Genomic DNA, 14,293 nt, shown 5'->3' with positions numbered 1-14,293 from the left:
AATATAAAAACGTTCATCCACAAAGGGACGAACGTTATCGCGGTACCACCCTAGTTATAAGAATTGTGACCTATTTACATACTTGAATTTTGTTTGTCTACTATTTCTTATCACTTTGTATACTTTATTTACCTAATATAGAGTAGCATTCAATAATTTTGTTTGTACTTTTCACCAACCAGTACATCTCTATAATTCAAAAGTTATTTACTCGTCTCTATACTTACTTAGCTTTATTTTATTTTCTTTTCATTGATTTGTCAACGTTCAACGAAGTCATATGGCGTCATTTCCCCCATATTAATCATTGGATCAATTTGGAAAATTGTCGACTCGTTTAATTGGATATCATTTTCTTTTTCATTATTCAAATCCAGATGATTTTCATTTTGTTTATGCTCGTTAATAGGTTGTTTATTTGTATTTAAATTATCTATGTTTTGTCCAAAATACGATTTTAACAAATCATTTAATTGTGTTAATCGTGTTTGTCCATTTGTTTTTAAACCTATATCAAACGCTTCTTGTTCACCAAGCAAAACAAGTGATTGTTTAGCTCTAGTTAATCCTGTATAAAGAATTGGACGTTGTAACATCCTATAATATTGTCTAACAATAGGCATAATAACAATAGGAAATTCTGAACCTTGTGATTTATGGATAGATGTACAATATGCATGTGTTAGTTCCATTAAATCTTGTTTAGTAAATGTAATTTCATTACCTTCAAAATCTACAACTAACACATCTTTATTTAGAGCATTTTCTTTGGCCCAAAATATACCTACTATTATACCTATATCCCCATTAAATATATTATCATTAGGTCGATTAACTAACTGAAGTACTTTATCCCCTTTTCGAAACACCGCTTCACCAAATTCTATTTCACGATTATCTTGTTGTTTCGGATTAAGAATGGATTGTAGAACTTGGTTAAGTCTCTTAATACCAGCGTTACCTTTATACATAGGAGCCAAAACTTGTATATCACTCATATCATAGCCTTTAGCTACAGCGCTTTTAACTACTTTATCAACAACGTCTGGTATTTGATTCGTACCACAACTAATAAAACTACGATCATGATAACGTTTAGTAATATCAATAGGTTCATTTAATTTCATACGGTGAGCTAAGTCAATAATACTGGAACCATCTTGCTGACGATATACTTCGGTAAGATTAACACGCGGTATTATTTCAGAATCAATAAGGTCTTTAAATACCTGTCCTGGACCTACTGATGGTAACTGATCTTCATCTCCGACAAATACAATTTGTGCTTCTAAAGGCACAGCACTTAAAAATTGATGGAACAACCATGTATCTACCATTGACATTTCATCGATGATAATGAGTCTTGCATTAATTTCATTTTCTAAAATATCCTGAGGTTGTGTATCTTGGTTCCAACCGATTAAACGATGTATTGTCATTGCTTCTAAACCTGTCGATTCATGAAGGCGCTTAGAAGCACGACCTGTGGGTGCGGCTAACACTACTGGATAATCATCTTCATTGTAATCATCATAATCGAGAGAGAGCCCATGTATTTCTGCATATAATTCAACTATACCTTTAATGACTGTGGTTTTACCGGTGCCCGGACCGCCAGTTAAAAGCATAATTTTAGAATTTATTGCTGTTTCAAGCGCTTCTTTTTGAGAGGCAGAGTAATTAACCTTATTTTGTGACTCAATATCACCAATATGTATTTGTAAATCAGACTGTTCTATTTCTTTTAATTTAGATGTGTTTGTTTTAATTCGGTATAAGTTTTGCACACTTTTCAATTCTGAATAGTATAAACTTGGAATTGATACCTGATCAGCTTCAGATACTAATTTTTTCTCTTCTGATAAAACGTCAATTATTTCTAGTAATTGCTCTGTTTCAACTGGTTTCTCAATATCTTCATTGAGTAAATTTTGTGTTGTTTCTATAACAATGGTACGAGGTAGATATGTATGTCCTTGTTTAATACATTCTTCTTCTAACGTAAATAATAATGCTGCTTTTAATCTTTCAGGTGAATGTGGCTCAATACCGACATTTCGAGCGAGTTGATCAGCCTTATTAAATCCAATACCTTTAATGTCATATACTAATTGGTAAGGGTTTTTATCTAAAACATTTAAAGTATCACCCATATAGAACTGATATATAGCCATTGATAATTTCGGACCAAACCCTAGGTCGTGTAAACGTATCATAATTTTCTCTGATTCTTGGTTTGCATTAATCTGATCAGCAATTTGTTTTTGTTTCTTCTTTGGTAAACTAGGAACATTTTCCAAGATTTCTGGGCGAGTTAAAATATCATTTATAGCATTTTCACCTAGTGTATTTACAATGTTTTGAGCCGTTTTTTTACCGATGCCTTTAAATAAATCACTTGATAAGTAACTAATAATAGCATCTTTAGTTTGAGGTAACTCTTTTTCAAATGTTTCAGCCTTTAATTGCTTACCATAACGTGGATGTTGTACGACTTGTCCCTTAAAAGTATAAACATCGCCTTCAACTACATTGGGAAGAAACCCTACCACAGTTGGCATACTATCAAATTTTTCGTTTGATTCGATAGTATCTACTTTTAGAACAGTATAAAAATTATCCGTATTTTGAAATAAAATAGTATCAACTGTACCTTTGATCATTGAATAATCAAAAAGTGTAGGGTCAGACATATTATTCCTCCTCTTTCATAGTTTTGAATGTCTTTAATGCATGTTGGCTAAGTAAATGTTTTTCATCAATTGATATTGCTTGTTCAAAATATGCAATTGCTTCATCTAAATCTTCATTTTTCATATATGTTGCTAAACCAAGATTATATATACCATCTACATGTTGTGAATCGATAGAAAGAACCTTATTTAATTGTTTAATTGCTTCATCAAACATTTCGAGTTGACATAGTACTAACCCATATTGAAATTGTACTTCTAAATCTCTATCATCGTCCAATTCAGCTGCAGTCATTAAAAACGGTAAAGCTTCTTTAAAAGCACCTAGTTGATTAAATGACATACCAATCATATAATTACAATCTTTTTTCGCAATTTCATATTGTAGTGCAGTTTGATATAGCTTTATTGCTTCGTTATAACGTTCTTCATTATAATAAATATTTGCCAAGTTGTAGTAAACAGCACCATTTTCAGGTTCAATAGTTAATGCCTTTTGAAAAAAACGTTCTGCTTTTTCAATTTCTCCAACATCTGATAATACAATACCTGCGTTAATATAATTTTCAACAATGGCTGGATTTTCTTCTATATTTTCAAATAAGTCTTTCAAGGCAGTATCTAATTTACCATCTTTAATGTTTTGGTATATCTTACTTTGTTCGTGCATTTTTTCTCCCTCATTTCTACACGATTATAACATGATTATTGAAATATGTATTTTCAGGACATTTAAGTCAATATTTCTTTATTTATATATTTTTTATTAAAAAACAAGTCATAAAAAAACCGTTAATACAAGAATTTCTCATGAATTAACGGTATAAACAATTTATACGACGTAACTTAATTGACCTTCGTTTTTATAAACATCATCAATTGTAGCGCCACCTAAACATACTTCTTGATTATAGAAGACAACTGCTTGACCAGGTGTGATTGCTCTTACTGGTTCAGCAAAAGTTACTCTAATGGAATTCTCGTTTTCGCGTTGAACATAAACTTTAGTATCTTTTTGGCGATAACGGAATTTAGCTGTACATTCAAAACCTTTTTCCAAATCAATTTCACTTGGATTAACAAATGAAAAATCAGAAGCTATAAGATAATCACTATAAAGTGCATCATGGTGGAATCCTTGTTCAACATATAATATGTTATCATTTAAATTTTTACCTACAACAAACCATGGATCTCCATCTCCACCGATGCCTAAGCCGTGACGTTGACCAATTGTATAATACATCAATCCGCTATGCTGTCCCATTTTTTTTCCGTGCAATGTCAACATTTCACCAGATTGAGCGGGTAAGTACTGTGATAAAAATTCTTTAAAGTTTCTTTCACCGATAAAACAAATACCTGTTGAGTCTTTTTTCTTGGCAGTAGCTAAATTTTGCTCTTCTGCAATACGTCTTACTTCACTTTTTTCAATATCTCCAATTGGGAACATGACTTTGGATAGTTGTTCTTGGGATAATTGATTTAAAAAGTAAGTTTGATCTTTATTATTATCAACACCTCTTAGCATTTCAACATGCCCATCCTCATGACGACGTATACGTGCATAATGACCTGTAGCGACATAATCAGCACCTAATTTTAAAGCATGTTCTAAAAATGCTTTAAATTTAATTTCTTTATTACACATTACATCAGGGTTAGGTGTACGACCTTTTTTATATTCATCAAGAAAATAAGTAAATACTTTATCCCAATACTGTTCTTCAAAATTAACAGCGTAGTATGGGATGCCAATTTGATTACATACTGCAATCACGTCATTATAATCCTCAGTGGCTGTACACACTCCATTTTCATCAGTATCGTCCCAATTTTTCATAAATATACCTATTACATCATAACCTTGTTCTTTCAACAAGTATGCAGTAACAGAGCTATCCACTCCACCAGACATGCCCACAACTACGCGTATATCTTTGTTAGACACTATGATTCCTCCTTAAATTTATGATAGATTTTATGAATTTCAGCTACTATATATTTAATTTCTTGTGTTGTTGTTTGTTCATTAAAGCTAAAACGTACTGAATGTTTTGCTCGTTCTTCATCTTCAAACATAGCTGCGAGTACATGAGATGGTGTCGTAGAACCTGCTGTACAAGCAGAACCTGAAGATACATATACATGGGCTAAATCTAGTAATGTTAACATTGTTTCAACATCTATAAATGGAAAATAAATATTTAAAATATGCCCCGTTGAATCTGTCATCGAACCGTTTAATTCAAACGGAATTGCCCTTTCCTGTAACTGAACTAAAAATAATTCTTTTAAATTCATTAAATGAACATTATTTGCATCTTGATTAGTTATAGCTAATTCAAGTGCCTTTGTTAATCCTACAATTTGAGGTAAATTTTCTGTACCTGCTCGACGTTTGGTTTCTTGTTCACCACCAACTTGATTATATGCTATTGGTGTATGCTCTTTTACTAATAGCAAACCAACACCTTTAGGACCACCAAATTTGTGTGCTGAAATACTCATCGTATCAATTTTAAAATTATGAAAATCTAAATCTAAATGTCCAATGGCTTGAACAGCATCAACATGGAATAATGCATGAGTGTCTGCAATAATATCTTCAATATCATAAATATTTTGTACTGTTCCAATCTCATTATTTACAAACATAATTGATACTAAAATTGTTCTATCATTAATTGTTTCTTTTAATTGGTCTAAATCAACTGCACCAGTATCATCTACATCTAGATACGTAACATCATAACCTTCTTTTTCAAGTTGCTCATATACATGTAATACTGAGTGGTGTTCAATTTTCGTGGTAATAATATGATTACCTAATTGTTCATTCGCTTTCACTAATCCTTTTATAGCAGTATTATTTGATTCTGTTGCACCACTTGTAAATATTACTTCATTTGGATTCGCTCCCAACAATTGTGCAACTGTACGACGTGACTGGTCAAGATATTTACGCGCATCTCTACCAATAGAATGTATTGACGATGGATTACCAAAATGAGATTGATATATTTCCATCATAGCATCTATTACTTCTTGTTTTACTGGCGTAGTCGCAGCATAATCTGCGTATACTTCCATGTTTGGACACTCCTTGTCAAATTATCAATGTTCCTATAATAGCACCATTATTTATTTATTTCTACTTTTCTGTTTTTCCAATGAAAGAAAATGTAAGTCATTTAAATTTTAACATCTAACCAACCAATTTATCGAATATCATTTTTGTATATAAAGTTAAAATAATTTGAGCAATTCAATATTGAAAATCGAAAATGATTGTTATACTTCAACTATTATTAATAATGGAAAGGAAGCATTTTGTATGAAAAATATAAAATTATCTGCATTAAACTTAGTACCTATACGTGAAGGTCAAGAAGATAAAGATGCAATTAACGACATGGTTACACTCGCTCAAGCATTAGATGACTTAGATTATGAGCGCTACTGGATTGCAGAGCATCATAATGCTCCAAATTTAGTTAGTTCAGCTACTTCTCTATTAATTCAACATACATTAGAACATACTCATTCTATCAAAGTAGGTTCTGGAGGCATAATGTTACCGAATCATGCACCATTAGTCGTAGCAGAACAATTTGGGACATTAGAAACATTATTCCCTCAACGTGTGGACTTAGGATTAGGACGTGCTCCTGGTACAGATATGATGACTGCGAGCGCATTAAGAAGAGATCAGCATAATGGTGTTTATCAATTTCCTGAAGAAGTTGAACAACTGCAACAATATTTTGGACCGGGTCATCAACAAGCATATGTACGTGCTTATCCTGCGGTAAATAAAAATGTACCAATGTATATTTTAGGTTCATCTACAGATTCTGCACATTTAGCTGCACGTAAAGGGTTACCATATGTTTTTGCAGGACATTTTGCTCCACAACAAATGAAGGAAGCACTACAAATTTATAGAGAATTATTTGAACCTTCAGAAGTACTAGATAAACCTTATGTAATTGTTTGTTTAAATACAATTGTGTCAGACTCTGATGAACAAGCAGAATATTTAGCAACTACGATGTCTCAAATAATGGTGAGTATAACACGAGGAAAAATGCAACCTGTCCAACCACCAACAGATGATTTAAAGGCCCTATTAACACCGCGCGAATATGAATTAGCGCAACAACGTATAAAAGGGTCACTTATAGGATCTGAAGATACAGTTAAACAAAAACTTGAATCGTTCATAAAAGAATACGGCGATATCGATGAACTCATGGCAATTAGTTATATCTATGATCAAGACAAACAAATAGAATCATATCGAAGATTAGAACGTGCAATTAAATCATAGTAAAATGTTAACACCTTACCAATGTTTACTGAGGGTTAGACATTCAATATTGTCTCACTCTTTTGATGAATTTTAATAAGTTAAATATGATTTTCATAACTTTATATATAAATCATTTTGTATTAAAAAATTAATAGCTACCAACACAGTTTCAAACTGTGTTGGTAGCTATTTAACCTTTTAAAATCATTTAGGAGCTTTTTTTATTTATCCTTTTTGTCGTTTTTATCTTTGTTGTCTTCGCCACCTGTATATTCATTTATTTTATCTTTTACTTTGTTAACTTGTTCGTTATCACTATCTTTAAATTTTTCAGCAGCTTCTTTAGCTTTATCCATAAAACCCATAAAATTTACTCCTCTCAGTTATAAAAGTTTATTTATAGCAACAATAAAATGGATTAAAAATGTGAATCCATGATTGCTATGTTTTGTTATAACCTCAAAAAATATTAGTTAAACATTGTAGGCAAAATTTTTACGAGTAAATAATAAATGGTCATATCTATGTATCTATTTAACCACTATAAAAATTTAAATATAGAACATATAACCATCTAAGTCTTCATTCGTATCTTTGTAATCTGCAAGATATTTTAATGTAGTATGATCTAAAACATCTCTTACAGCGTCTCTCATTCTAATCCATAGTTGCTTTTGTGCAGGCGGTTCTGAATCAATACTCTCTACAAACGTAATCGGTCCTTCTAGTAATCGGATAATATCTCCTGCAGTAATTTCTTCTGATGGAACTCTAAGTTGATAACCACCTTTAGCACCTCGAACGCTTCGAATTAATCCAGCATTTCTTAAAGGGCCTACTAATTGTTCAAGATATAAATCACTTAGTTTATTTTCTTCAGCAATTGTTTTTAGTGATACACAACCTTGACCTTCTCTTTTAGCAAGAGATATCATCAATGTTAATCCGTATCTCCCTTTTGTTGATATTTTCATTGTATAACCTCACTTAATTCGAATAGTATCTGTTACCATTCTATCATTTTTTACGTTAATATAATATTAGAAAGGTGTGAAAAATGTGAGTACAGAACCATTAGCATCTCGAATGAGACCGAAAAATATAGATGAAATTATATCTCAACAGCACCTGGTTGGTCCGAAAGGTATAATAAGAAGGATGGTAGATACTAAACGTCTTTCTTCTATGATTTTTTATGGTCCACCTGGAATTGGTAAAACAAGTATTGCAAAAGCAATTTCAGGAAGTACACAATTTAAATTCAGACAATTAAATGCCGTAACTAATACAAAGAAAGATATGCAGTTAGTTGTCGAAGAAGCGAAGATGTCAGGACAAGTTATCTTACTATTAGATGAAATTCATCGTTTAGACAAAGCTAAACAAGATTTTTTATTACCTCATCTTGAAAATGGTAAAATTGTATTAATCGGTGCGACAACTTCAAATCCTTATCATGCGATAAATCCAGCGATACGATCTAGAGCACAAATATTTGAGCTTTACCCATTAAATCAAGATGATATAAGATTGGCATTAGATAGAGCTATAAATGATAAGGAAAGGGGTTTGAGTACTTATCATCCTATTGTAGATGAAGATGCTATCGAATATTTTTCAACGCAAAGCCAAGGCGATGTTAGGAGTGCATTAAACGCTTTGGAATTAGCTGTACTAAGTGCTCATATTGATGAACAAAACGAAAGACATATTACTTTAGATGACGCAAAAGATTGCTTACAAAAAGGTGCTTTTGTAAGCGATAAAGATGGCGACATGCATTACGATGTCATGAGTGCTTTTCAAAAATCAATTAGAGGTAGTGATGTCAATGCAGCACTCCATTACTTAGCACGTCTAATTGAAGCTGGTGACTTACCTACAATCGTACGTCGATTACTTGTAATTAGTTATGAAGATGTTGGGTTAGCATCACCTAATGCTGGTCAGAGGACTTTAGCAGCGATACAATCAGCTGAACGTCTAGGTTTTCCAGAAGCACGAATTCCCCTTAGTCAAGCGGTAATAGAATTATGCTTATCACCTAAATCAAATTCTGGTATCACAGCAATAGATAAAGCTCTTGGAGATATAAGAAATGGACATATAGGTCAAATACCGGATTATCTGAAAGACGGTCATTATTCAGGCGCTAAAAAGTTAGGACGGGCTATAGGTTACAAATATCCTCATAACTATGAAAATGGTCATGTTGTACAACAGTACTTACCAGAAAAATTAAAAAACAGAGTGTATTATGAACCAAAAACCACATCAAAAAGTGAACAACAATTTAAAGCAATTTACGATAATTTACGAAATAAAACATAATTATATTCATTGAAAATATGTAGCGAAGATTAATATGTTAGTTGCAAAAAACCTGGGACAATGGTGATGTCCCAGGTTTTTACAATGAGTTATTGTAGATTTATTTAAACGATGCATCAAATTTTACAAAAAATAGAAGATGATATTTTTCTTGCAATGAGATAAATGACTTTAATTTTGTCCTTTATCTTTAATACGCCTCACAGGTATATCTTTTAAAATATCATTGACAACGTAGCTTGCACAAATGAGGCCTACTACACTTGGAACAAATGCATTAGAAGATGGAGGCATTTGCCCTTTTCTGTTGATTGCATTTTTATCTCCTACAGTTTCTTTTACGTCCTCGCGTATAACAATAGGACTTTCATCAGAGAATACTACTTTAACACCTTTACGAATACCAAGGCGTTTTAAACGATTTCTAATTACTTTAGCCATAGGATCAGTATGTGTTTTTGAAATATCTGCAATTTCAAAACGTGTCGGGTCAGTCTTATTTGCTGCACCCATACTTGAAATTAACTCAATTCCTCTTTCTAAACACTCTTTCATGAGATGAACTTTATAAATGATTGTATCGCTCGCATCAATAAAATAATCAATATCATAATTATTAAAAATATCTTTGTATGTTTCCTCAGTATAAAACATATGCAAAGAAGTAACTTTACAATCAGGATTTATTAATTTGATTCTTTCTTCCATTAGCGTGACTTTACTTTGACCAATAGTTGATGTCAGTGCATGGATTTGCCTGTTCACATTTGTAATATCGACATCATCTTTATCTATAAGTATGATGTGCCCAATATTAGTCCGAGCTAATGCTTCAGCTGCAAATGACCCGACGCCGCCAACGCCTAAAACTGCAACAGTCTTATTTTTTAGTAAGTCCAGCCCTTCTTGTCCTATTGCTAATTCGTTCCTTGAAAATTGATGTTTCATCTTTAGCTCCTTTAATTCCAATTCATTATATCTATGTCTCTTTATAATTATTTACACAAAAATACGCAAGACAAAAGTCTTGCGTACCGATAGAGTCCGTTGATGCCGTAGTTATAAATAGCTTGATCATTCGGCCTGCTATATACAGGTGGGTGCCCTGTTTCTCGTTTTGCAAGTCCTCCTATAGAGGCGTGTGCGCTGCGAGAAAACCTATTGGGCTCCCTGATCAAAGAGTGTTAGGCCCAAATAAAAAGCAAACTTACGAACACCACAGATGACTATCTTATGAAAATATCATACCATATTTTAAAAAGAGAAGTAAATTTTAAAGACTTATCATTTAACTCTAATGTGTATTAGTTTCTCATACATTTTAAACTAGTTACCAAAATTAGAATATAATGTCTGATTAATTATATTACACATCGTTGTTTTACATTCATTTCTTACGATTGAGCTCTCTGTGCCAATCTCTTAAGAACCATTAAATTAAGGCCCTAGTCCCAACTTGCTTTGTCCGTTGAATTTCTTTGTGAAATTCTCTTTGTTGGGGCCCTAGTCCCAACTTGCTTTGTCTGTTGAATTTCTTTGTGAAATTCTCTTTGTTGGGGCCCTAGTCCCAACTTGCTTTGTCCGTTGAATTTCTTTGTGAAATTCTCTTTGTTGGGGCCCTAGTGTCTGATTCTTAGTGAGAGTTCTTGGAGTTGTTTATCAGATACTTCTCCTGGAGCGTCAGTTAAAAGACATGTAGCTGATGCTGTTTTAGGGAATGCAATTGTATCTCTTAAGTTTGTTCTATTTGTTAATAACATCACAAGTCTATCTAGACCTAACGCAATACCACCATGAGGTGGAGCACCGTATTTAAAGGCATCTAATAAGAAACCAAATTGCTCTTGAGCTTGTTCATTAGTAAATCCTAAAACTTCAAACATTTTTTGTTGCAATTCACCATCGTGTATTCTTATAGAACCACCACCAAGTTCATAACCATTTAGAACAATATCATAAGCGTTAGCTTGTACATTTTCAGGTTCTGTGTCTAGCTTTTCGATATCTTCTCTTTTAGGTGAAGTAAATGGATGATGTGCAGCTACATAACGTTTTGCATCTTCATCATACTCTAATAACGGCCAATCAGTTACCCATAAGAAATTTAATTTTGATTCATCAATTAAACCTAATTCTTTTGCTAATTTAATTCTTAAAGCCCCTAAACTTTGAGCAACAACATTAGGTTTATCAGCTACAAACATTACTAAATCTCCAGGTTTAGCTTCTGTTAATTGTTTAAGTGTTTCAACATTAGTATCTTCGAAAAATCTAGCAATTGGGCCACTTAAACCATCATCAACAACTTTAACCCAAGCTAATCCTTTTGCACCATATATATTTACAAACTCTGTTAATGCATCCATGTCTTTACGTGTATATTTATCTGCAGCGTCTTTTGCGACAATTGCTTTAATTTCGCCGTTGTTGTCTACAGTATCTTTAAAAACTTTAAAATTCATTTCTTTACCAAGCTGTGACACATTGATAAGTTCCATACCGAAACGAGTGTCAGGTTTATCTGAACCATAACGATCCATAGCCTCTGCATACGTCATACGTGGGAAAGGCCCACTAACGTCTATTCCTTTTACATCTTTAACAACTTTACGTAACATATCTTCACCCATGGCTATGATATCTTCTTGATCGACAAAACTCATTTCAATATCAACTTGAGTGAATTCTGGTTGGCGATCTGCACGTAAGTCTTCATCGCGGAAACATTTAACAATTTGATAATATTTGTCAAAACCACTTATCATTAATAGTTGTTTAAATAATTGTGGTGATTGTGGCAACGCGTAAAATTCACCCTCGTGTACACGGGAAGGTACTAAATAATCTCGCGCACCCTCAGGTGTTGATTTTGTTAATACTGGTGTTTCAATATCGAAGAACCCATTATTATCTAAGTATTGACGGATAGAACGCGTAGTTTGATGTCTCATTTTAAAAGTTTGTGCTAATTCTTGTCTACGCAAATCTAAATATCTATATTTTAATCGAATATTTTCATCAACGTTTACATTTTCTTCATTAATTGAAAATGGAGGTGTTTCTGATTTGTTAATAATCTCAATATTTGAAACTTGAACCTCAACTTGACCTGTTTTGATTTTTGGATTAATAGTTTCAGCATCACGTTTTGTTACTACACCTTGAACTTCGACTACATATTCTGAGCGTACTGTTTCAGCAACTTGCAATGCTTCTTCTGAAAAGTCAGGATTAAAAACTATTTGGACAATACCTTCACGATCTCTTAAATCAACAAAAATTAATCCACCTAAATCGCGTCTGTTATGAACCCAACCTTTTAATGTTACTTTTTCGTTTAAAAATTCTTCTGTGACTAAACCACAATACGTTGTTCTTTTATTCATTTTTAGACTTCCTTTCTATTTTTAAAATAGTTAATCAATTCATCTAATTGCACATTTTCTGTTTCACCTGAAATCATGTTTTTCACACCAATTTCATTATTTTCAAGTTCTTGATCTCCAATTACTACAGTATATTTAGCATTAAGACGATCAGCTTGTTTCATTTGTCCTTTAATTTTTCTGTTTAAGTAATCCTTATCTACCTTTATTCCATTTCTTCTTAAATCATTGATTAACTTAACAGCATAACGATCGGCATCTTCTCCCATTGTCACAACAAATAAATCAAAATCTTCACTTACATCTAATGAAATACCTTCTTCATCAAGTGCCATTAATAATCTTTCAATACTTAGTGCAAATCCAATACCTGTTTCATCTGGACCATCTAATAATTGTAACAATCCATTATATCGACCGCCACCACATAATGTAGTGATAGCTCCATCGTATTCAGGATTATCAATCATTAATTCAAAGGCAGTATGAGTATAATAATCTAATCCACGAACTAAGTTAGGATCTTCAACATAAGATATGTTCAAATTATCAAGATGTAATTTAACTTGTTTATAATAAGATTTAGAATCATTATTGAGATAATCTGTGATACGGGGTGCATTTTTTACTGCTTCTTTATCTCTATCGATTTTACAATCTAAAATTCTCATAGGATTAGTGTGTAATCTTGATTGACAATCTGAACAAAATGTATCAATCACAGGTTCAAAATGTTTTACTAATGCTTCGTTATATTCTTTACGTGACTCACTATCTCCAATACTATTGATAACTAACTTTAAGTGTTTTAATCCGAAAGACTCATAAATATGCATAACCATAGCGAGTATTTCAGCATCGATACTAGGGTTTTCCGCTCCTATTGCTTCGACACCAAATTGGTTAAATTGGCGATATCTTCCTTTTTGTTTACGTTCATATCTAAACATAGGACCATTGTAGTAAAGTTTGATAGGTTGATTGGGGTCACCTTGCATTTTATGTTCAATATATGAACGTACAACAGCTGCAGTTCCTTCAGGACGTAATGTTAAACTACGATCCCCTTTATCTTTAAATGTATACATTTCCTTTTGAACAACGTCAGTAGAATCCCCCACGCCTCTTGCAAAAAGTTCAGTACTTTCAAAAATTGGCGTTCTTATTTCTTTATAATTATACAATTCCATTAATGTGTGTAATCGATTTTCAATGTAACGCCATTTAGCAGAATCTTGCGGCAAGATATCTTGAGTACCTCTTGGCATCTTAATCATAAAACTCTCTCCTTTATTATTAAAAAAGATCAAAATAGTCTTTTATTTTCATATGGGTTGTAAAAAATTAAAAAGTCCCTTGTATAGTGCAAAACTATACAAGGGACGATTCACCGTGTTGCCACCCTATTTGATTATACTGATAAAAGCATAATCCACTCTAAACGCTTAACGTGCGCCATCCGACTTTTAATTAAAAGTACCTCTTCTTGCGTTCAAATTTTTAAATTACTAAGTACAATCTTACAGCCAAGGATTGTATTTCTACGCATTAAATGCTACCCACTTCAT

General features: G+C 32.6%; 11 protein-coding genes and 1 other RNA gene. 2 read left to right on the top strand and 10 right to left on the bottom strand.

The window, feature by feature from the left end:
* Positions 1-260 precede the first annotated feature (260 nt).
* From recD2 to NST35_RS05755, 4 genes are all read right to left on the bottom strand, one after another.
* Positions 261-2,693 (bottom strand): SF1B family DNA helicase RecD2, encoded by a 2,433-nt coding sequence (gene recD2, locus NST35_RS05770; RefSeq protein WP_002457773.1) that lies wholly within the window; start codon positions 2,691-2,693, stop codon positions 261-263.
* A gap of 1 nt (position 2,694) precedes the next feature.
* A complete protein-coding gene (locus NST35_RS05765) occupies positions 2,695-3,363 on the bottom strand; it encodes a tetratricopeptide repeat protein (protein ID WP_002457774.1) in 669 nt (222 codons plus the stop codon).
* Positions 3,364-3,525: 162 nt separating this feature from the next.
* The gene (gene mnmA / locus NST35_RS05760; RefSeq protein ID WP_032604473.1) at positions 3,526-4,644 is read right to left on the bottom strand and encodes a tRNA 2-thiouridine(34) synthase MnmA; all 1,119 of its coding nucleotides are present in this window, start codon (positions 4,642-4,644) and stop codon (positions 3,526-3,528) included.
* Positions 4,644-5,786 (bottom strand): cysteine desulfurase family protein, encoded by a 1,143-nt coding sequence (locus NST35_RS05755; protein WP_002457775.1) that lies wholly within the window; start codon positions 5,784-5,786, stop codon positions 4,644-4,646. Before NST35_RS05755 ends, mnmA begins: the two co-directional genes overlap by 1 nt.
* A gap of 244 nt (positions 5,787-6,030) precedes the next feature.
* On the opposite strand from NST35_RS05755, the gene NST35_RS05750 reads away from it, so the two are divergent.
* The gene (locus tag NST35_RS05750; protein WP_002457776.1) at positions 6,031-7,026 is read left to right on the top strand and encodes an LLM class flavin-dependent oxidoreductase; all 996 of its coding nucleotides are present in this window, start codon (positions 6,031-6,033) and stop codon (positions 7,024-7,026) included.
* A 203-nt stretch (positions 7,027-7,229) separates the two neighbouring features.
* Here the strand turns inward: NST35_RS05750 and NST35_RS05745 are convergent, their stop codons facing one another.
* Together NST35_RS05745 and cymR are read right to left on the bottom strand one after the other, a co-directional pair.
* On the bottom strand, positions 7,230-7,373 hold the full coding sequence (locus NST35_RS05745; protein ID WP_002446608.1) for an SAS049 family protein: 144 nt from the start codon (positions 7,371-7,373) through the stop codon (positions 7,230-7,232).
* 186 nt (positions 7,374-7,559) lie between these two features.
* Entirely contained in the window at positions 7,560-7,982 is a 423-nt protein-coding gene (cymR, locus tag NST35_RS05740; RefSeq protein WP_002446609.1) for a cysteine metabolism transcriptional regulator CymR, read from the bottom strand.
* Between the two features lie 85 nt (positions 7,983-8,067).
* On the opposite strand from cymR, the gene NST35_RS05735 reads away from it, so the two are divergent.
* Entirely contained in the window at positions 8,068-9,339 is a 1,272-nt protein-coding gene (locus tag NST35_RS05735; RefSeq protein ID WP_002457777.1) for a replication-associated recombination protein A, read from the top strand.
* A gap of 171 nt (positions 9,340-9,510) precedes the next feature.
* Here NST35_RS05735 and NST35_RS05730 read toward each other — a convergent pair whose 3' ends face one another.
* From NST35_RS05730 to hisS, 4 genes are all read right to left on the bottom strand, one after another.
* On the bottom strand, positions 9,511-10,287 hold the full coding sequence (locus NST35_RS05730; protein WP_002446611.1) for a tRNA threonylcarbamoyladenosine dehydratase: 777 nt from the start codon (positions 10,285-10,287) through the stop codon (positions 9,511-9,513).
* A gap of 89 nt (positions 10,288-10,376) precedes the next feature.
* Positions 10,377-10,567, bottom strand: a non-coding RNA gene (gene ssrS, locus NST35_RS05725) — 6S RNA.
* A 391-nt stretch (positions 10,568-10,958) separates the two neighbouring features.
* Positions 10,959-12,725: an aspartate--tRNA ligase gene (gene aspS, locus NST35_RS05720; RefSeq protein WP_002457778.1), complete on the bottom strand. Its 1,767-nt coding sequence runs from the start codon at positions 12,723-12,725 to the stop codon at positions 10,959-10,961.
* A 2-nt stretch (positions 12,726-12,727) separates the two neighbouring features.
* Positions 12,728-14,002 carry a histidine--tRNA ligase gene (gene hisS / locus NST35_RS05715; protein WP_002457779.1) on the bottom strand — a complete coding sequence of 425 codons (1,275 nt, stop codon included), beginning with the start codon at positions 14,000-14,002 and terminating at the stop codon, positions 12,728-12,730.
* Positions 14,003-14,293 lie beyond the last annotated feature (291 nt).

It is taken from the genome of Staphylococcus sp. FSL W8-0304 (genome assembly GCF_038006565.1).
GTDB classification, from domain to species: Bacteria; Bacillota; Bacilli; order Staphylococcales; family Staphylococcaceae; genus Staphylococcus; species Staphylococcus epidermidis.
Note: the sequence above shows the minus strand (reverse complement) of the source record. Positions and strands in the feature narration are given on the sequence as shown.

Excerpts from the sequence above, each read along its gene's own strand:
- recD2 (WP_002457773.1), bottom strand. The coding sequence starts at position 2,693 with ATGTCTGACCCTACACTTTTTGATTATTCAATGATCAAAGGTACAGTT.
- NST35_RS05765 (WP_002457774.1), bottom strand. The coding sequence starts at position 3,363 with ATGCACGAACAAAGTAAGATATACCAAAACATTAAAGATGGTAAATTA.
- NST35_RS05755 (WP_002457775.1), bottom strand. The coding sequence starts at position 5,786 with ATGGAAGTATACGCAGATTATGCTGCGACTACGCCAGTAAAACAAGAA.
- NST35_RS05750 (WP_002457776.1), top strand. The coding sequence starts at position 6,031 with ATGAAAAATATAAAATTATCTGCATTAAACTTAGTACCTATACGTGAA.
- NST35_RS05745 (WP_002446608.1), bottom strand. The coding sequence starts at position 7,373 with ATGGGTTTTATGGATAAAGCTAAAGAAGCTGCTGAAAAATTTAAAGAT.
- cymR (WP_002446609.1), bottom strand. The coding sequence starts at position 7,982 with ATGAAAATATCAACAAAAGGGAGATACGGATTAACATTGATGATATCT.
- NST35_RS05730 (WP_002446611.1), bottom strand. The coding sequence starts at position 10,287 with ATGAAACATCAATTTTCAAGGAACGAATTAGCAATAGGACAAGAAGGG.
- aspS (WP_002457778.1), bottom strand. The coding sequence starts at position 12,725 with ATGAATAAAAGAACAACGTATTGTGGTTTAGTCACAGAAGAATTTTTA.
- hisS (WP_002457779.1), bottom strand. The coding sequence starts at position 14,002 with ATGATTAAGATGCCAAGAGGTACTCAAGATATCTTGCCGCAAGATTCT.